Consider the following 16,783-nt stretch of genomic DNA (forward strand, 5'->3'; position numbering starts at 1 on the left):
AAACGACAATGACCGACAACGACACGACAGACACGATGGCCGACGTCAGCCACACCAATCCCGACACTGGAGAAACGGCTGGCCGGCTGTTCAATCGCGGCCCGACCGTCGCAGCTGACGGCGGTGAGCGAACCGCTGATTCGCGATCCTCGTCGGAGCAACGCTCCGACGGCGGGACACCGACGAGTGAGACAGCCGACGAGACCGACGAGAGCACAGACGCGGCTGGAACGATGCGCGACGTCGACCACACGCCGCCGAAGGAAGCCGACGACGCGAACCGCGTCTTCGAACGCGGAACCGAGCACGGACGACGGTCCGACACGGAAGTAGAGGAATGAGTAAGAATACACTGTACGACAAGGTCTGGGATCGCCATAAGGTAACGACGCTGCCGACTGGACAGGATCAGCTATTCGTCGGGCTCCACCTCATCCACGAGGTGACCAGCCCGCAGGCGTTCGGCATGCTCCGCGAGCGCGACCTCGAGGTCGCCTATCCCGAACTGACCCACGCGACGGTCGATCACATCGTCCCGACAGCCGACCAGTCCCGGCCCTACGAGGAGGACGCGGCCGAGGAGATGATGACCGAACTCGAGGAAAACGTCCGCGAAGCGGGTATCGACTTTTCGGATCCGACGACGGGCGATCAGGGGATCGTCCACGTCATCGGACCGGAGCAGGGACTCACCCAACCCGGCAAGACGATCGTCTGCGGAGACTCCCACACCTCGACTCACGGCGCCTTCGGTGCGCTCGCGTTCGGCATCGGGACCTCCCAGATTCGGGACGTACTCGCAACGGGCACCGTCGCGATGGAAAAACAGAAGGTTCGCAAGATTCAGGTCGACGGCGAACTCGGCGACGGTGTCGAGGCGAAAGACGTCATCCTCGAGATCATCCGCCGACTCGGCACGGAAGGTGGCGTCGGCTACGTCTACGAGTACGCCGGCGAAGCCATCGAGGGCCTCGGCATGGAGGGCCGAATGTCGATCTGCAACATGTCGATCGAAGGCGGTGCTCGTGCGGGCTACGTCAACCCCGACGAGACCACCTACGAATGGCTCGAGGACACCGACTACTTCCAGGAGAACCCGGAGAAATTCGACGAACTCAAACCCTACTGGGAGTCGATTCGGTCCGACGACGACGCCGAATACGACGACGTCGTCCACATCGACGCGGACGAACTCGAGCCGGTCGTCACCTGGGGCACGACGCCCGGGCAAGGAGTCGGCGTCACGGAGCCGATCCCGACACCCGAAGAGTTGCCCGCCGACAAGCAAGACACCGCCCGACGCGCTCAAGAACACATGCGCGTCGAGCCCGGCGAGACGATGGAGGGATACGACATCGACGTCGCGTTCCTCGGGTCATGTACGAACGCGCGCCTCCCGGATCTGCGACGCGCCGCCCGGATCATCGAGGGCCGCGAGGTCCACGACGACGTCCGCGCAATGGTCGTCCCCGGCAGCCAGCGCGTCCAGACCGCCGCCGAGGAAGAGGGGCTGAAGGACGTCTTCGAGGACGCCGGTTTCGAGTGGCGAAACGCCGGCTGTTCGATGTGTCTCGGCATGAACGAAGACCAACTCGAGGGCGACGAGGCCTGTGCCTCCTCCTCGAACCGGAATTTCGTCGGCCGACAGGGATCGAAAGACGGGCGGACCGTCCTGATGAACCCGCGGATGGTCGCCGCGGCGGCGATCACCGGAGAAGTCACTGACGTACGCGACCTGAAGGAGGTGAACCTCGCATGAGTCGCGAGGACGAACGAAGTGAATCCTCGGAACAGGCAAGCGGAGAGGAACGACCCGCGAGCCAGGACGAGGTCGAAATCCCAGAAGTCGACTACGTGTCGGGGTCGGGCGTTCCGATCCGCGGAAACGACATCGATACCGACCAGATCATCCCCGCGCGATTCATGAAGGTCGTCACGTTCGACGGGCTCGGCGAGTTCGCGTTCTTCGACCTCCGGTTCGACGATACCGACGATCCGAAAGACCACCCGATGAACGAAGACCGCTATCAGGATTCGTCGGTGATGGTTGTTAACTCGAACTTCGGCTGCGGATCCTCTCGCGAGCACGCGCCGCAGGCGCTGATGCGCTGGGGGATCGACGCCCTCATCGGCGAGAGCTTCGCGGAGATCTTCGCGGGGAACTGCCTCGCACTCGGTATCCCGACCGTGACAGCAGACAACGAAACGATCGAAGAACTGCAGGACTGGGTCGATGCGAACCCCGACGGCGAGATCGAGATCGACGTCGAGGCAGAGACCGTTACCTACGGCGATCGGACGATCGACGTGACCGTCGACGACGCCCAGCGCAAGGCCCTCGTCGAGGGGGTCTGGGACACGACGGCGTTGATGAAGTCCAACGCCGGCGCGGTTCGTGAGACGGCCCGGGAACTGCCGTACGTCGACGACGCGGCGATTCCGGACGCAGACTAACGATCGTTGCTGATTCGATTTTGGTACCCAGTTCGAAACGTGCGACGAGAGCGCGTCGAGTCTCGGTACTCCCTCGAGGCAGTCGACCGCGCAGTGGTGGCAACGATTATCGACGAACGCGGCGCGTTCGAGGCGTCACTGATCGGGTATCTGGTTCCGATCGTCGTGACGGTGGTGGGTGTCGTCCTGCTCGACGAGTCGATCGGCGCGATAACACTCATTGGGTTCGGACTGGTCATAGTTGGGTTTTCGCTGCTCAAGCAGCGCGCGATCGCCGATGCGATGGAAACCAGCACTGGCGTCCGAAGCCCCTGAACCGAGGTCAGTAATCGGATCTTTCGCTTCGAGATCGGCAATCGCGGACAGCTTCGGCTCGGCGAAGCGCTCTCCGACGCTCCAACGACGGTATCGATACTCTCTTTTCGGCTCCACCTCGATATCCGAGCATGACTCACGAAATTGCCGTCATTCCGGGCGACGGAATCGGACAGGAAGTGACACCCGCAGCGGTCGACGTCCTCGAGTCGCTCGAGCTCGGCTTCGAGTTCGTCGAGGGCGAGGCCGGTGACGCTGTTCGGGAGGAGACGGGCGAAGCGCTCCCGCAGGAGACGTACGATCTTGCGGCGTCGACGGATGCGACGCTGTTCGGCGCAGCCGGGGATTCGGCCGCGGACGTCATACTGCCGCTCCGGGAGGCGGTCGATTCGTTCGTCAACGTTCGACCCGCGAAGGCGTACCCGGGGATCGACGCCGTGCGTCCCGAGACGGACCTGGTCTTCCTCCGGGAGAACACCGAAGGTGTCTACGCCGGACACGAGGACCGCCTGTCGGAGGACGTATCGACGCTGACGCGCGTGGTGACGGAATCGGCCTCCGAACGACTGGCCGAATTTGCCTGTGACTACGTCTCCGGGACCGAACACGACGGGTTTACCATCGCCCACAAGGCAAACGTCATGCGCGAGACGGACGGCCTCTTCCGCGACACCGTCAAATCGGTCGCCGAGGACAACGGCATCGAAACCGACGAAGTGCTGATGGATGCCTTCGCGACCCACGTCTGTCTCGACCCCGAACAGTTCGACGTCGTCGTCTGTCCGAACCTCGCGGGCGACGTCCTCTCGGACCTCGCCGCCGGTCTCGTCGGCGGACTCGGCCTGCTCCCCTCGGCCAACATCGGTCCCGACCGCGCCCTGTTCGAGCCAGTCCACGGTACCGCACCCGACATCGCAGGCGACGGCCTCGCAAACCCCGCCGCGAAGATCATCTCCGCCGCCATGCTGCTCGAGTACCTCGGCTACGACGAGGAAGCCGACGCCGTCACCGAGGCCGTCGAGTCGACGCTCGCAGAAGGCCCACATACGCCCGATCTCGGCGGCGACGCATCGACCGAAGACGTAACCGAGGCGGTCATCGACCGGCTGTAGGCGACGTCGCACCTGCCTCGACACGGCCGGAGAATTATCCGGGGTGCTGTGGTATCGGGAGGCATGACCCGGGACGACACCCTCGCCGGCGTCGATTCACGACGTATCGAAACCGACCGACTCGAGACGCATTTTCTCGAAACGAGCGAATCAGATCTGACCACCGACGGGGGCGAGACGGTCGTCTTTCTCCACGGAAACGTCTCTTCGTCGCGGTTTTTCGAGGACGTACTCCTCGAACTCCCGGATCGCCACCGTGCGATCGCGCCCGACCAGCGAGGACACGGCGATTCAGAGACGAAACCGGTCGACGCGACGAACGGGCTGGGCGACTTTGAAGCGGATCTCAACGCCCTCGTCGGAGCGCTCGACGTCGACGAACCGTACGTCCTCGTCGGCTGGTCCATCGGCGGCGGCGTCGCGATGCGGTACGCGATCGACCATCCGGAGGCCGTCGCAGCCCTCGTCCTCATCAACCCGCTCTCGCCGTACGGATTCGGCGGCACGAAAGACGTGGACGGAACGCCTTGCTTCGACGATTACGCCGGCGCCGGCGGCGGAACTGCAAACTGGGAATTCGTCTCGAGTCTTCAACACCGCGTTCGTGACGGTACCGCGGCGGTCTCGCCACGGAACATTTTGCGCACCTACTACGTCGATCCGACGCACGACTTCGACGACGACCGTGAAGAATCGTATCTGACCGGGATGCTCGATACGGCCACTGGGGACGAGAACTATCCGGGGTCGACGATCGAGAGCGATAACTGGCCAGGAACCGCGCCCGGCGACACAGGCGTCAACAACGCCATATCGCCGAAGTACTGTCGCCTCGAGGAGATCACAGGGATCGATCCCGCCGACAAGCCGCCGATCACGTGGATCCGCGGCGACACCGATCAGATCGTCTCGAACGCGTCCCTGTTCGACGTCGGGACGCTCGGCCGGATGGGCCACCTTCCGGAGTGGCCCGGCGAGGACGTCTTCCCGCCCCAGCCGATGGTCGACCAGACCCGTGCCGTCCTCGAGACCTACGTCGACCGCGGCGGTGAGTACGAAGAAATCGTCTTCGGAAACACCGGCCACACACCCCACGTCGAGGTGCCGGGTGACTTTCTGGATCGACTCCAGGCGGTCCTCGGGTGAGCGACGTCTCGATCGAGAGAGCGACGGTGCTAGACGATATCGAGTGCAGCCCGGTCGGCATCGGCGAGTTCGACCAGCGCGTCGGCCTCGAGGTGGTGACACTCCCCCGGGATCACGAGCAGGTGCAGCGGATCGCCGAATTCCCGCGTCGCGAGTTCGGTCATCGTCCCGGCCTCGACGAGCGGACCGGGACTCCCGGCGCGAGCGACGACGACGCCGACGAGGTCGGGATACTCGGCGGCGAGCAGTTCAGCGCCGACGTCGGCCGTCATGAATTCGTCTCGATCGGCGGTGTCGTCGGAGTGCGACGCCTTCTGACTGCCGGCCGAACCCCGACCGACCTTGATGTCGAGATAAACGACGGTGTGAAGCCCGTCGGATCGATTGTCGTCGATCGTCTCGGTCACGCTCGCGGGGAGGCCGTCGGCTCCGTGCGCGTAAGGGAACGGGAGGGTCGTCGACTTGCCGAAGCGGTAGTTCTGGAGCCCGGTGAGCGAGCTCGTGGCGGTCTGGGCGGTGACGCCGTGGATCACCCGCGTCTCGATGCCGCGGTCGTGGGCTCGCAACCTGAGATCGACGTGGGTCGTCGAGATCATCGTATCGCCCGCGGTCAGGAAGGCCACGTCTTCGGACTCGGCGGCGGCGAGGACGTCGTCGGGATGCTGTTCGACGCCCGCGCGGTCCCGCACCTCGATATCGGTGTCGTGGTATGACTCGAGGTCGTCGATCGTCGTCCCGATCAGTTCGCTAGTGTAGAACTCGGCGTAGGCGCGATCCGCTGCCCGGAGCGCGTCCCGGCCTTCGACGGTGATCGACCGTTCGTTGTAGAGTCCGAGGCCGATGAAGGTGAGCATGGGGGTCGTAGTCCGAGCGCTCGGAATACGTTTTCGAGACGGGGCGCGCGTTCGTGTACGGGCTGACGTGGTAATCGGTATCGGCGATGGTGATCGCCTCGCCTTCGGCCGGTCGTGCCGGGTCGATCAGCCGCTTTACTGTGACCATGCTGCAAGCCGGGCGAACAGCGGCGAAACCCTCGCTGTGGGCCTCATCGATCACTTCCCAGTCGATATCGATCGCGAAAATCACCGCTCGGACGACGACCTCGATCGCCGCGCCCGCCACCGCGAGCGCATCCGCCTCGGTTTCGGGCGTCCACACAGGCTGGGCGTACGGGTCGTCGGGGAGACGACGGATTTGTCTTCGTCGGTCGCCGTCGTGCCGAGGCGTAGCCGTGCGAGTCGGCACGGATGACGCGGGAGTAGCAACCGTCGATTCCCATCGATGTCGCCTCGAACGGGTTCTCCGTGCAGACGGAGACGGGGAGGGAAGCGAAAACCACTCCCAAACGATCGCCGAAGCGGACCTCGGATCGGCCACTGGTTTCCGATCAGAACCCGATGTGGGAGGTCGATTCGGGGCCGTCATCATCGTCTTCGGCGTCGGTCCCGCCTTCGTGAGCGAAGGTCACGCCGTCGTCGGTCAGGTAGACGATTTCGTCGTCGACGGTGATCTCGACGGCCGAAAGCGTCGTCTCGGCTGCCTCGCCGTTGTCACAGTATCCCGAACACGAATCGAACATGGACCCGTGTTTTGGACAGATGATCTGTCCGTCACGCATCGCCACGCCGCGGCCCGTATCGAACCGCTGGGCCTCGTGCGTACACCGGTTGATCCACGCTTCGATGCCGTCTTCGCAGGGCACGAGAATTGCTTCGTCCGGTTCTCCGTACTGATCTCGGATCGTAAACAGCCACGACCCCTCGTCGTGGACCGTCTCGAGCGTCGTGAGCCTCGTTCGGTCGCTCATCTCACAAGGCGGGTACGGACAGCGACGGAAAAAATGCCACGACGGCCGTATCGCCGCCGCTATCGAACGCCGTGTTAGAGGACGAACGGGACGGGGAGTTCCGGTCGCGCGAGGAGGACGACGAGCCCCGAGATGAGCGACACGGCACCGATACCGACAGCGAGTTCTTCACCCCAGGACGGGAGGCGTTCTATCGTAACGGCCCCCGTTAGCGCGACCATCCAGACGAGGTTCATCTCGCCGAAGAAGATCATCACCAGGAAAAAGATGCCAAAACTCGTCAGGACGCACCGGACACCGTGGTTCAGCCCCCGTTGGAGCGCCCGTACTGGACCATCCGAGTGCGGAGCGACTGATTCACAGCACGTCCGTAAGAACGACCGCTTGAACCGCGACAGTTGGTATAGCCCGGTGAGAACGAGGACGCCACCGATGACCAAGTGTGTGTACTCCCGAGTGACACCGTAAATACCGCCCGGAAGGACCGCGTTGTAGAGGAGCGGAACGCACGCGGAGAGGAGCCAGACGACGTAGTAGCTACCGAGAAACGCGCCCAGCGCCCGCACCGCGCCGAGACCCGACCCACGGTACGCGGCGGCGTACTCCCGCGTGAAGCGCGTCATCGCCGGTTGCATCATCGCCCACATCATCACACCCCACATGATCGTATACCCGACGACCGCTTCGAGCGTTCCGACGTGGAACACGGCTCGTTCCATCGCACCGGGTGCGGCCATCGGAACGTCGGCCGTCATCATCAGCCACGTCATCCCCGGCATCGGGACGTGACCACCGTACAGGAGCAGCCACCACAGGACGTCAATACCGAGCATGGCGGCGACCACGGCGGTCGTTCGATCGGGATCGACCGAGAGGCGTTCCGTCGCATCCGCCACCGCAGATCGAAGCCGAAGCGATGCGCTCATCGGTCGATTCCCCGCGCTCGAGCGCGTTCGAACGACTGTCTATCGGAGTCCATGTGACACATATCTCTCTCGAAGATCGATGTCGTGAATCCGGATGGCACTATTCGAGCACGTCGTAGCCGGCTTTCTCGATCGCCTCCCGGACACGAGGTTCCGCCGACGGATCCCCGTAGATCGTCACTCGACCGTTTGCAGCGTCGGCGTCGACCTTGCCGACGCCGGAGAGAACCGACACTGCGCCGGTGATAACTATTTCACAGCCTTCACACGTCATAGCAGGAACCTCGATGGTGTATTCGTCCATGCTGCATCCGGACGAAGCGTCGATGGGATATAAATTGATGAAATTCTGATATTTTCTGCAGTGAACGGTACAGAAGACTATACTTCCGACAGAATCGATTCGCATGCTGGACACCTATCCCGCGACGGATCGATTCACATGCTGGATGCCTCTCCCGCGACGGATCGATTCCGGGTGACGTCGTCCCGTATCGTCTCGATCGAGTCGATATGCCCCCAGACGCATCGAATGCGGAACGTTCGAGCGGTTGTCGGGACGGCAACCGTCCCGTCACAACCCCGATCGCGACCGAGACGACCGTCTAACTGGCGGATATTCTCGTATCGTCGTTGGTCACCAGAAACGCCGCTACGAGTATCAAAACCCCGTACACCGCCATGAGACAGCCGAAAGCGAAAAAGAGGGTTCGGAACGGTTCGTCCGTGTCCGGAGGTAAATCTGCCAGTATCACGCTCGCGGTCGTTGCACTGATGCCGCCCAGTTCGACGAACCGGGGCTCGTATCGACACAGATCCCAAGACGTGAGCGCAGAGAGTGACAACGAAAGCACCGCGACGCCGGCGGCACCAACAGCGAGTAGATTGGCAGTGGATTCGCCAGCCGCTACAAGTATGTATACCGCAGCAACCGCTGTTCCGGCACTCCCGATCGCGGCCACAGCGGCTCCGATTCGTCGTCTCTGCTCGTCGAAATTTCGCACGCCGACACCGACAAAGACGATACCGGAAGCACCAGTTACCGCTAGCGGACCGATCCCGCTCGTATAGCCCGGAAGGAAGAGAACACTCACCAGGCCGATAAGGGAGAGCCCAACGATACCGCATACGATCCCGACGGCTTGCTCGATTGAATGCCCCATCGGCGGCAATTGGTCGCTTCGATCCAATCAGTATACGTTTCCTAATATGCAGAAATAAATGGGGTACATCTCGTTCGAGACGACTGGCGGACAGCCTGTTCGCTGTCCTGGGTTTTCCGGATGATCTCGCATCCAGCACGTACGGATTCGATATAGCGTGAGATGGTTCATCAGCGCGAGAACGGCCGACGACCGAAACGTCAGTGTTACGGCGACTCGACGGCCAGTTCGTGTATGGAAGTCCCGTGCGTTCGCGTCGCGCGCGAAAACGGGGAAGCGACCCGAACGACGCTCGCGGACGCAGACGTGATCGACGATGACTACGAAATCACCGTCGAGGACGGCTGGCTCTACATCCCGGTTACGGACCCCGACGCTGTGCGGGAGGTCCTCGAGGACGGCGACATCGTTTCGCGCGCGGTTGACGAACGCACCACGCAGACGACGCCCGCGGACCGCCTCGCGTTCGAACCCTCCTACGAGCGACTCGGCAGGGCTGCACTCATCGACGAAGACGACCCTGAGCGCGCGCGGGCGATCGCAGACGCCATCCTCGAGTCCGACCTCCCAGTCGAGACGGTACTCAACAAGGCCTCGAAGGTCAAAGGCGAAACGCGCGTCCGCGACTGGGAACTCCTCGCGGGCGAGGACACCGAAATCGTCCACCGCGAGTACGGCTGTGAGTTCGCGCTGGATCTCGCGGCGGTCTACTTCTCGCCGCGGCTCGCGACCGAACGACACCGGGTCGCCGAGCAGGTCGCGGCTGGCGAACACGCCGTCGACATGTTCGCCGGCGTCGGCCCGTTCGTGATTCCGTTCGCGAAACGCGGCGCGGAGTGCGTCGGCGTGGACATCAACCCCGAGGCGATCGAATACCTGCGCGAGAACGCGCGTCGAAACGGGGTCGCGGACCGCGTCACCGCTATCAACGGCGACGTCACGGACGTCGCCACCGAGTACAGGGGCTGGGCCGACCGGCTCGTGATGAATCTGCCCCACAGCGCAGACGAATTTCTCGAGTCGGCCGTGACCCTGGCCGGTGACGACTGCGTCGTCCACTACTACGACATCCAGCACGAGGACGACCCCTTCGGACCGGGCGAGCACGAGATTCGCGCGGCCGCAGAACCCGAATACGACGTCAGCGTCGAAACGCGTCACACCGTCCGGTCGTACGCCCCGCACGAACTGAACGTCTGCCTGGACGTGCGACTCGAGCGATGAGCCGTCGGCGAAGGGGTAGACCGCCGACTCGCAATCCGCGGGCCGGGACTGGGATTCGCTCACACGAGCGTATCGATTCGCAATCCTTATGGCCAGTATCGGCCCTACGAATAAACGCGCAGCGCCGGTGTAGCTCAGACTGGCAGAGCGAATCCTTCGTAAGGATTAGGTCGAGGGTTCAAATCCCTCCACCGGCTTGCACACAAAGGATTCAAATCCTGCAATCCTTCTGTTTGAATCCTACCGGCCAGCTCTGCTCGTTGTTCACACCTACTCTTGCTGGAATAACTCCTCAATTCGGTTTTGAAGATGTGCAAATGCCTGCTCAGCTTCCCCCATCGTCTCTATCCCCGTAATAGACACGGCCCCATTTGAAGGAATAGTAATCAAACAATCCAGTTCTTCCGGCCAATAGAACAAGAACGGGGACTGTTCTGGTTCATACTCAACATTTTCTAACCCCAATCCAACCGAGAGCGCTGAAAGATCAACTTCTCGTCTTATATCTGCCCTGCAAATCAGATTCTGAACTTCAGGGCGTTTACCCGTGTCAATGATATCAACTCCAAGATCACCAACGGCTTCGGAAAGTGCAATATATATGTTCTCAAGTTCTTCCTCTGACTTCGCGCCCATAATGCTATACGAACCAGAGGAATAGAGAATTAAGACAGCACTCCCTTCCTCAAACCGTAGCTGCAGACCCGGAAAACGCTCAGGTTCGTAGACTCTTTCATGTGCGTCCAGATCGCTTTGTAGCGCCACCAAATCTAACTCACGACCAACATGGCCAGAGGCAACGATATTGACGATTTCGACCATTGTCTTTGATGTATAATTGGAGGAGGTATATGATCCGTGATTGTGCTAACAGGGAGGTTTAATACCTGTCGCTAAATGACATAGTTCATGCCAGATCTGGGGACGACTTTCAATTCAATATATGCCAGAATCCAGCAACGTCGGGACTTGGAGGAGAGTGAGGTCACCGACGTGTTCACCGACAATGATTTCTTCCAGACGCTGGGGTACAAAGGTATCCCAATCGACGTTCGTTCCGAGAACCACATCGTTGGTGGAGATCGTCCAGACTACTTCGCGAAGGATGATATCGGAAACGTCGTATTCGTCGTTGAGTTCAAGAAACCAACGCGAGATGACGACCTCGGGAGCCACCGGAGGCAGCTGTGGGAGCAGTACGTAGTCCCGCTCAGGGCCGATTACGGTGTGCTGACCGACGGAGAAGAGCTGATCTTCTACGAACGGGTCGGGCGAGACAACTATGATCGCCGGTTCCGCGTTAGCCTGAATGAAATCTCAGACGAACAGCTCGCCGAACTGGAACAGCTCCACAAGCCCAGCTATTCGTTCAGTTCAACTGAAGAGATCGAGGACTACTTCGCCACTACAGAGACTGTCTCAGTCGGGACCAGAGTCGACGGGGAGCCAGTTGGGCAGAATGAGTTCATGGATACGTTCCGGCTGGAGCGTGGAACACTGTTCTATCAAATGCTGGAGCACACGTACAGTCTGCTTGAGTACTATCTTGATCAACCGCGCGACAACAACTTCCCGCGTGATGCCTACGAATTCTGGAGGGAGTACTACGCTCCGGACCCAAGTTGGTACGACCTTCCGGAAGAGTGGCGGGACATCGCTGGCAGCGCTGCAAATAAACAGAGGGTGATGTTCGCGGTCGAGACCGTTCAGTCGCTACTGGGACGACTGATGTTGGCCAAGGCCTGTGAGGATCAGAACTTCCCCGGGGTCAACATATCCAGATTCGTACAGACCGAGACACCCGAATTCCGCGGCGAAGTCTCGCCGGTGTCATACATCCACGCCGGACGCGGCCTGATGGAGCAGATGCGTGAAGAACTTGTCGAGTCTGTGTTCGAGCAGGACATCTACTACTGGTGGACACAGAGTGCTGAGGAAATTGACGAACTTTCCGGACGAGAGATTAACGAGGAGAGTTGGCCGACTCCGTTGGAGGAATACGGAGAGCAATTCGTCGAATTCCTACTCGCTATTGGCCGGTTCGACTTTTCAGACATCAGTGGTGACCCACTCGGTCAGCTCTACCAGCAGTACTTCGACCGTCGGACTCGACAGGCGCTGGGCGAGTTCTACACGCCACCAAGCGTGTGTGAGTACGTCGTCGATTCGGTGGGATACGGCGACGGCGTTCAGTACAGCCGGCTCGTCGATCCCGCCTGTGGTTCTGGAACCTTCCTGGTCTCGGCGCTGGACCGTTACAAGAACGAACTCGGCACGGAGATGGATCGACCAGCAGCCCTGCACGACCTCTGTAACAGTGCGCGGGTGGTCGGGCTCGACATCCACCCCTTCGCGGTCGTAATGGCACAGATCCGCTTCATGCTTGAGATTCTCGACGAGTACAAGCGCGCCATCGAGGAGGACCCCGGACTGGTGTTGCGGCGACTTCCCGTGTTCCGGACTGACTCCCTGATTGACGAGTCAGAGACTGAAGAGGGCCGTCAGCAGTCGTTAGGAGCCAGCTTCGGTGAGGATACCATCGAGTTTGATATGCCGCTACCCATCCGGCGAGGGGAGGAATTCGAGACGATGACCTTCGAGTTCCCACGGTTCAGCGAGGTCCAGTCGTCGACGGCTGGCCAAATAAGTAATCGACAAGAGTATTTCTCTGTCCTGCTGGCAGTCTTCGACGCGGTCAAGGACCAAGTTAAAGAGGAGGACTACGACATCAGCGAGGATGATCTGGTCGCATATCTCTACAATTACTTCTCGTCGGACACTAATGTCGAACAGGTCGCCAGCACGTTCGTCGACACGGCGGAGACGTTCCTCGACATGGTACGGGAACTCCGCGAGGACTACAACGACGGACGTCTCCTCAAACTGGTCGAGGACCTCGTTCTGAGTGCCGTCCTCAAGAATAGCATCGACTTCGACTACGTCGTCGGCAACCCGCCGTGGGTGGCAAAGCAGAACACCCACTCGCCGCCAAGGCAAGAGCGCAGATTGAAGCAACAGTATCTCTCGGCGTGGAAGGAAACCGATCCCTATCTTCAGTTCACCGAACGAGGGCTCGGGATGCTACGTGAGGGCGGTTCTCTCGGCTTAGTGGTCTCAAATCGGTTCCTCAGCAACCAGGGTGGCAAGGAGATTCGTGCACTACTCGCGAAGAACCAGATCACGGAACTTGTCGACTTCACTGACTACCCAGTGTTTAGCGGCGCGACGAACTACTCGGCAATTCTTACAGTGGAGAAACAAGTCCCAAACGACGACTGGACATCGTTCGTTGGAAACGGTCGCTTTAAGAACGGACACACGATCGAGGCCGCACGAGTCCGGGACTGGGACGGCGAAATCCCGGAGTTGGTCGATCAACTGTACGCCCGGGAGCCAACCGAGTCGGTCGACTTCTACGAAATCGACTCACAGCGATTTCAGGGACGAATCCCCCTCCGCAACGGGGCGGTGATGACCGAGGAGGTGGAGGAAACGTTCGAGGAATATCAGAACGTCACGGTAACGCGGAACCTTCCTCTGGCGGACATCTGGCCAAACTCGCCGCCGGAGGAGTACGAACTCGTAGAACGCGTCGAGTCGGAGATGGAAATGCGGCTCGGCGATCGCTCCGTCGTCAGAGACAATGAGCACGAAAATGCACCGAATCTGGTAGGAGATGATATCCGCGTCGGGATACAGACCAGCGGTGACGACGCATACATCGTCCACCCAGAAGTTGGTATAGACAAGGAGAACCTCCATGAGCTTGACCGAATCACCGTAACCCCTCGCGGAGTTGACAAATCGTACACCGTCGAGACAGACCTACTGAAAATAGATATCACCGGTAAAGATACTGCTCGGGTGGCTCCCCGACTGGAGCAACCGACTGGTATTTGTTCCGTACGTACAAGGTGACGAGCGAGCCAAACTCGTTCCCCCAAACCAGTTCGCAGACGAGTACCCGCGAACATGGGAGTACTTCACGGATGCATCGGTGCTGAAAACACTCTCCGATGAGTCGACGGAGCGTAAGGAAATCCACGCACGACTAGCAGCTGAGTTCGACATCATAGACAACCGAGATACGGCGACCGGGTACCAGAATACTGAATTGTCCGATGGCGACTATCGAAACCTGTCCGATGTTCTCCGCACGCAACCTGACGAAGTCTACCAATTAGACGACGACCTGTGGTGGTACCGGTACATGCGACGGCAGAACGTGGAGGTACTACCTGAACCAAAGGTCCTAACTGGTGATCTCGTCCAATATAACAAGCTGAGCTTCGACGACGCTGGAATCATGGCACCTCACAACGTCAGCGTGTACGCCATCATTCTCCCCAGAGTCGATCGTCACTCTGTGGCTGCTGTATTAAATTCTGCGTTAGTCGAGTTCTTCCACAAGCAACATTCCCGTATTCACCAGGGGAAGGCTTACAGATACATCGAAGACCACACGTCGCAATGGCCACTCATTCGGCCCTCTGGAGAGGAGCGGGACCGCCTCGAAACGCTGGTTGAGGAGATCATACACCTCAAAGACCTCCAAATCAAGGTCCCGCAGTTCCCAGACCCGTATATCGCTGAAGCACGAGAGAGTGGTAGTGAATTCGTGAATATCTCTTACACTCCTTCGTCCTCTTATCAGGCAGATCCGTCAATACAGCCTGACCTGTCTGGTGATCCTATCATCGAACTCTCTGACGGGCAGATCGACGACTCGATCATTGCTAACGATACCGTTGCGGAATACGTCCGTGAGGCGCTTGAGGGCCGAGAGCTTGAAGCCAACACTCAGGTCTCTATTCTCGTACCGCTAGACATAGATGTTACCGAGGACGCGCTTGATGAATTCGAAGCTGATTGCGAGGAACTCGAATCAATGGACATCAATGAGATCGAGGCTGAGATAGACAACATCGTCTTCGACCTATACGGAATCGACTCCGAGCGTCACCGTGAGATGATGCGGCGTTATAACAACCAGTATAAGTCTGTACAACGGATCGACCCAGAAACGGGCGAGTAGTAGTCAGCCGCGAAGAGTCGTTGAATCGTAGCCGTTTTAGTCGGGATGTGGGGCGAATCAGATGCTACCGAGACACTGTCGAGGGCGTCTAGCTCAGCGCCATTCGTCGAGGTGAGCCGCCGCTGTCGCCGGAGTCGAGAGCCACGCGTCGTCGGTGGTGATGTCGGCGATGATGAATCGCGGATAGCGTCCCGCCTCGTCGATAGAGGCCATGACCTCGCTGCTGTCCGTGACCAGTTCCGATGCCGCACTCCGGTTCAGCGACATGATTTGTCAATTGCTGTCACACCTCATAAATATATCGAATCCACGGCAGTGTCACGCGTGTCGTGAAACCGGACACGGTTCGAGGCCTATCGTGGCCTCCGGATGTGATGTTGGCCCTGGTCTGACACGACACGGAGGGCGTTTGAGCGAGCGATTCTCACAACTACTCTGACCTCCGACTCAACCCCGAGCGCGCTGACACGCCGAATGGGCTCATGTCGTCCAAAATCCATGCTGGCGTTCTTCGATCTCCGTGAGAACCATCGAGAGTACGTCTCGTCAATCCACAGGATGTGAGGCATCATCGCCTGGTGGTAGTGCATTTGGACCGGGGTGTATGTGGTCACGCGTATTGTGACCTGAGAGATGACGATCCCACCGGTGATCAAACGTCCCTTCGTCGTGATCCTCGTGATAATGTCCCGAGAAATCACCGTTTTCGAACCACACTATTTTTAGGTTGGCTCGTTCAATACTGCTCGGGTAGAACTTAACAGCATAAACACACACCAAACGGTCGGGGCGAACGCGGGTTGATCGCCGATTCGTACGAACTGGCCATCCGTAGCTAATCGTTCTCTGACGATGTCGAGTCGGTCAAAATCAAAGGGTGCACCGCTCACACCGTCGCCTTCTCCTCGAGTCATACAGCTGTCCGCTGGTCGGCAGCATCACCGGACCCAGTCGTCAGCGCTCGTTCGAGCAGCGCGATTCGACGGCGGGAAGTTTTCCATGCGGAAACGTCCTCCCACACTTCTGCTATCGACTGCTCGGTGGTAGATGCGTGTGCCGTAATTGAGACAGAATCAGGCGACTCAACTCCGAACTGATCGGTGAAGTCTTCGTCTCGCTCTGCTTCCGTCTCGAGGAGTGCAGGGAGTTCATCGGGACCGTATTCATCTTTGAGTAGCTAGACTCGACGCAGTTCAGATACGCTTGATTGCGCTGGTACATCGCTGGCGATTCGGTGATTTGTGTGACGATTCCCAGTTGTTCGAACCACTCGAAATACTCGCGAGCAGCATCTACCCCATGGCCCGTGAGATCGGCAACTTCACTCGCCATCGCGGGCTATCCAGGCCGAGGACGGCGTCGAAACAGTTGTCGCGTGTCCGGTCACCGTGGACTGCCTCTTCGGGAGACGCCAATGCGTCGAAATCCGGCGGCTCTCGTTGGTCGTCCGCATCTGCCGTGCGTTCTGTCTGCGGTTCGTTTCCCTGGCACTCGACGACCGGAACACCCTGTTTACGACCCCACATATCCTCTGTGTTCTTGCTGAGCACGGTGCCCTCGATACCCACTACGTGAACTCGGCATTGACGTACTACGTGAAG

The 16,783-nt window shown here is 59.9% G+C and carries 17 protein-coding genes, 1 tRNA gene and 2 pseudogenes; 11 read left to right on the forward strand and 9 right to left on the reverse strand.

The window, feature by feature from the left end; genetic code table 11:
* Window positions 1-8 precede the first annotated feature (8 nt).
* The 6 genes from HYG82_RS29700 to HYG82_RS29725 all read left to right on the forward strand — a co-directional run bounded on the left by HYG82_RS29700 (window position 9) and on the right by HYG82_RS29725 (window position 5,027).
* Complete coding sequence (locus tag HYG82_RS29700) at window positions 9-341, forward strand: DUF7989 family protein (RefSeq protein WP_179260683.1); 333 nt, start codon at window positions 9-11, stop codon at window positions 339-341.
* Entirely contained in the window at window positions 338-1,759 is a 1,422-nt protein-coding gene (gene leuC / locus HYG82_RS29705) for a 3-isopropylmalate dehydratase large subunit (RefSeq protein WP_179260684.1), read from the forward strand. The genes HYG82_RS29700 and leuC overlap by 4 nt, the downstream gene beginning before the upstream one ends.
* Complete coding sequence (leuD, locus tag HYG82_RS29710; RefSeq protein WP_179260685.1) at window positions 1,756-2,454, forward strand: 3-isopropylmalate dehydratase small subunit; 699 nt, start codon at window positions 1,756-1,758, stop codon at window positions 2,452-2,454. The genes leuC and leuD overlap by 4 nt, the downstream gene beginning before the upstream one ends.
* Window positions 2,455-2,493: 39 nt before the next feature.
* Window positions 2,494-2,769, forward strand: a complete 276-nt coding sequence (locus HYG82_RS29715; RefSeq protein WP_425495406.1) for an EamA family transporter — start codon at window positions 2,494-2,496, stop codon at window positions 2,767-2,769.
* A gap of 131 nt (window positions 2,770-2,900) precedes the next feature.
* Window positions 2,901-3,881, forward strand: a complete 981-nt coding sequence (locus HYG82_RS29720; protein WP_179260687.1) for an isocitrate/isopropylmalate dehydrogenase family protein — start codon at window positions 2,901-2,903, stop codon at window positions 3,879-3,881.
* A 63-nt stretch (window positions 3,882-3,944) separates the two neighbouring features.
* Window positions 3,945-5,027, forward strand: a complete 1,083-nt coding sequence (locus tag HYG82_RS29725) for an alpha/beta fold hydrolase (protein ID WP_179260688.1) — start codon at window positions 3,945-3,947, stop codon at window positions 5,025-5,027.
* A 29-nt stretch (window positions 5,028-5,056) separates the two neighbouring features.
* On the opposite strand, the gene dph5 is transcribed toward HYG82_RS29725, so the two are convergent.
* Entirely contained in the window at window positions 5,057-5,881 is an 825-nt protein-coding gene (gene dph5 / locus HYG82_RS29730) for a diphthine synthase (protein WP_179260689.1), read from the reverse strand.
* A gap of 67 nt (window positions 5,882-5,948) precedes the next feature.
* On the opposite strand from dph5, the gene HYG82_RS44465 reads away from it, so the two are divergent.
* Window positions 5,949-6,278: a hypothetical protein gene (locus HYG82_RS44465; protein WP_179260690.1), complete on the forward strand. Its 330-nt coding sequence runs from the start codon at window positions 5,949-5,951 to the stop codon at window positions 6,276-6,278.
* Window positions 6,279-6,414: 136 nt separating this feature from the next.
* On the opposite strand, the gene HYG82_RS29740 is transcribed toward HYG82_RS44465, so the two are convergent.
* The 4 genes from HYG82_RS29740 to HYG82_RS29755 form a co-directional block, all read right to left on the reverse strand.
* Window positions 6,415-6,834, reverse strand: coding sequence for a Rieske (2Fe-2S) protein (locus HYG82_RS29740; RefSeq protein ID WP_179260691.1), 420 nt, complete (start codon window positions 6,832-6,834; stop codon window positions 6,415-6,417).
* 74 nt (window positions 6,835-6,908) lie between these two features.
* Complete coding sequence (locus HYG82_RS29745) at window positions 6,909-7,760, reverse strand: DUF2182 domain-containing protein (protein WP_179260692.1); 852 nt, start codon at window positions 7,758-7,760, stop codon at window positions 6,909-6,911.
* A 100-nt stretch (window positions 7,761-7,860) separates the two neighbouring features.
* A complete protein-coding gene (locus tag HYG82_RS29750) occupies window positions 7,861-8,064 on the reverse strand; it encodes a heavy-metal-associated domain-containing protein (RefSeq protein ID WP_179260693.1) in 204 nt (67 codons plus the stop codon).
* Between the two features lie 301 nt (window positions 8,065-8,365).
* Window positions 8,366-8,923, reverse strand: coding sequence for a hypothetical protein (locus HYG82_RS29755; protein WP_179260694.1), 558 nt, complete (start codon window positions 8,921-8,923; stop codon window positions 8,366-8,368).
* Window positions 8,924-9,157: 234 nt separating this feature from the next.
* Here HYG82_RS29755 and HYG82_RS29760 point away from each other — a divergent pair, with 234 nt between their 5' ends.
* Together HYG82_RS29760 and HYG82_RS29765 are read left to right on the forward strand one after the other, a co-directional pair.
* Window positions 9,158-10,147, forward strand: a complete 990-nt coding sequence (locus HYG82_RS29760; protein ID WP_179260695.1) for a class I SAM-dependent methyltransferase — start codon at window positions 9,158-9,160, stop codon at window positions 10,145-10,147.
* A 123-nt stretch (window positions 10,148-10,270) separates the two neighbouring features.
* Window positions 10,271-10,344: transfer RNA gene (locus tag HYG82_RS29765), tRNA-Thr, on the forward strand.
* A gap of 73 nt (window positions 10,345-10,417) precedes the next feature.
* Here HYG82_RS29765 and HYG82_RS29770 read toward each other — a convergent pair.
* Window positions 10,418-10,969 carry a TATA-box-binding protein gene (locus HYG82_RS29770; RefSeq protein WP_179260696.1) on the reverse strand — a complete coding sequence of 184 codons (552 nt, stop codon included), beginning with the start codon at window positions 10,967-10,969 and terminating at the stop codon, window positions 10,418-10,420.
* 147 nt (window positions 10,970-11,116) lie between these two features.
* On the opposite strand from HYG82_RS29770, the gene HYG82_RS29775 reads away from it, so the two are divergent.
* Complete coding sequence (locus tag HYG82_RS29775; protein WP_218834212.1) at window positions 11,117-14,065, forward strand: Eco57I restriction-modification methylase domain-containing protein; 2,949 nt, start codon at window positions 11,117-11,119, stop codon at window positions 14,063-14,065.
* A 79-nt stretch (window positions 14,066-14,144) separates the two neighbouring features.
* A complete protein-coding gene (locus HYG82_RS29780) occupies window positions 14,145-15,182 on the forward strand; it encodes a hypothetical protein (protein ID WP_218834213.1) in 1,038 nt (345 codons plus the stop codon).
* Window positions 15,183-15,275: 93 nt separating this feature from the next.
* On the opposite strand, the gene HYG82_RS29785 is transcribed toward HYG82_RS29780, so the two are convergent.
* The 3 genes and pseudogenes from HYG82_RS29785 to HYG82_RS44600 form a co-directional block, all read right to left on the reverse strand.
* Window positions 15,276-15,449 carry a DUF7556 family protein gene (locus HYG82_RS29785; RefSeq protein ID WP_179260697.1) on the reverse strand — a complete coding sequence of 58 codons (174 nt, stop codon included), beginning with the start codon at window positions 15,447-15,449 and terminating at the stop codon, window positions 15,276-15,278.
* 213 nt (window positions 15,450-15,662) lie between these two features.
* A pseudogene (locus HYG82_RS44595) lies at window positions 15,663-16,096 on the reverse strand (toxin-antitoxin system TumE family protein).
* Window positions 16,093-16,708 (reverse strand): annotated as a pseudogene (locus HYG82_RS44600) (DUF7342 family protein). The pseudogenes HYG82_RS44595 and HYG82_RS44600 overlap by 4 nt, the downstream one beginning before the upstream one ends.
* Between the last annotated feature and the right edge of the window lie 75 nt (window positions 16,709-16,783).

The organism is Natrinema halophilum (assembly GCF_013402815.2).
Classification (GTDB): domain Archaea; phylum Halobacteriota; class Halobacteria; order Halobacteriales; family Natrialbaceae; genus Natrinema; species Natrinema halophilum.

Coding starts and splice junctions, on each gene's coding strand:
- HYG82_RS29770 (WP_179260696.1), bottom strand. CDS start 10,969: ATGGTCGAAATCGTCAATATCGTTGCCTCTGGCCATGTTGGTCGTGAG.
- HYG82_RS29720 (WP_179260687.1), top strand. CDS start 2,901: ATGACTCACGAAATTGCCGTCATTCCGGGCGACGGAATCGGACAGGAA.
- HYG82_RS29745 (WP_179260692.1), bottom strand. CDS start 7,760: ATGAGCGCATCGCTTCGGCTTCGATCTGCGGTGGCGGATGCGACGGAA.
- HYG82_RS29785 (WP_179260697.1), bottom strand. CDS start 15,449: ATGTCGCTGAACCGGAGTGCGGCATCGGAACTGGTCACGGACAGCAGC.
- HYG82_RS29750 (WP_179260693.1), bottom strand. CDS start 8,064: ATGGACGAATACACCATCGAGGTTCCTGCTATGACGTGTGAAGGCTGT.
- leuC (WP_179260684.1), top strand. CDS start 338: ATGAGTAAGAATACACTGTACGACAAGGTCTGGGATCGCCATAAGGTA.
- HYG82_RS29755 (WP_179260694.1), bottom strand. CDS start 8,923: ATGGGGCATTCAATCGAGCAAGCCGTCGGGATCGTATGCGGTATCGTT.
- HYG82_RS29740 (WP_179260691.1), bottom strand. CDS start 6,834: ATGAGCGACCGAACGAGGCTCACGACGCTCGAGACGGTCCACGACGAG.
- dph5 (WP_179260689.1), bottom strand. CDS start 5,881: ATGCTCACCTTCATCGGCCTCGGACTCTACAACGAACGGTCGATCACC.
- HYG82_RS29700 (WP_179260683.1), top strand. CDS start 9: ATGACCGACAACGACACGACAGACACGATGGCCGACGTCAGCCACACC.
- leuD (WP_179260685.1), top strand. CDS start 1,756: ATGAGTCGCGAGGACGAACGAAGTGAATCCTCGGAACAGGCAAGCGGA.
- HYG82_RS29760 (WP_179260695.1), top strand. CDS start 9,158: ATGGAAGTCCCGTGCGTTCGCGTCGCGCGCGAAAACGGGGAAGCGACC.
- HYG82_RS29725 (WP_179260688.1), top strand. CDS start 3,945: ATGACCCGGGACGACACCCTCGCCGGCGTCGATTCACGACGTATCGAA.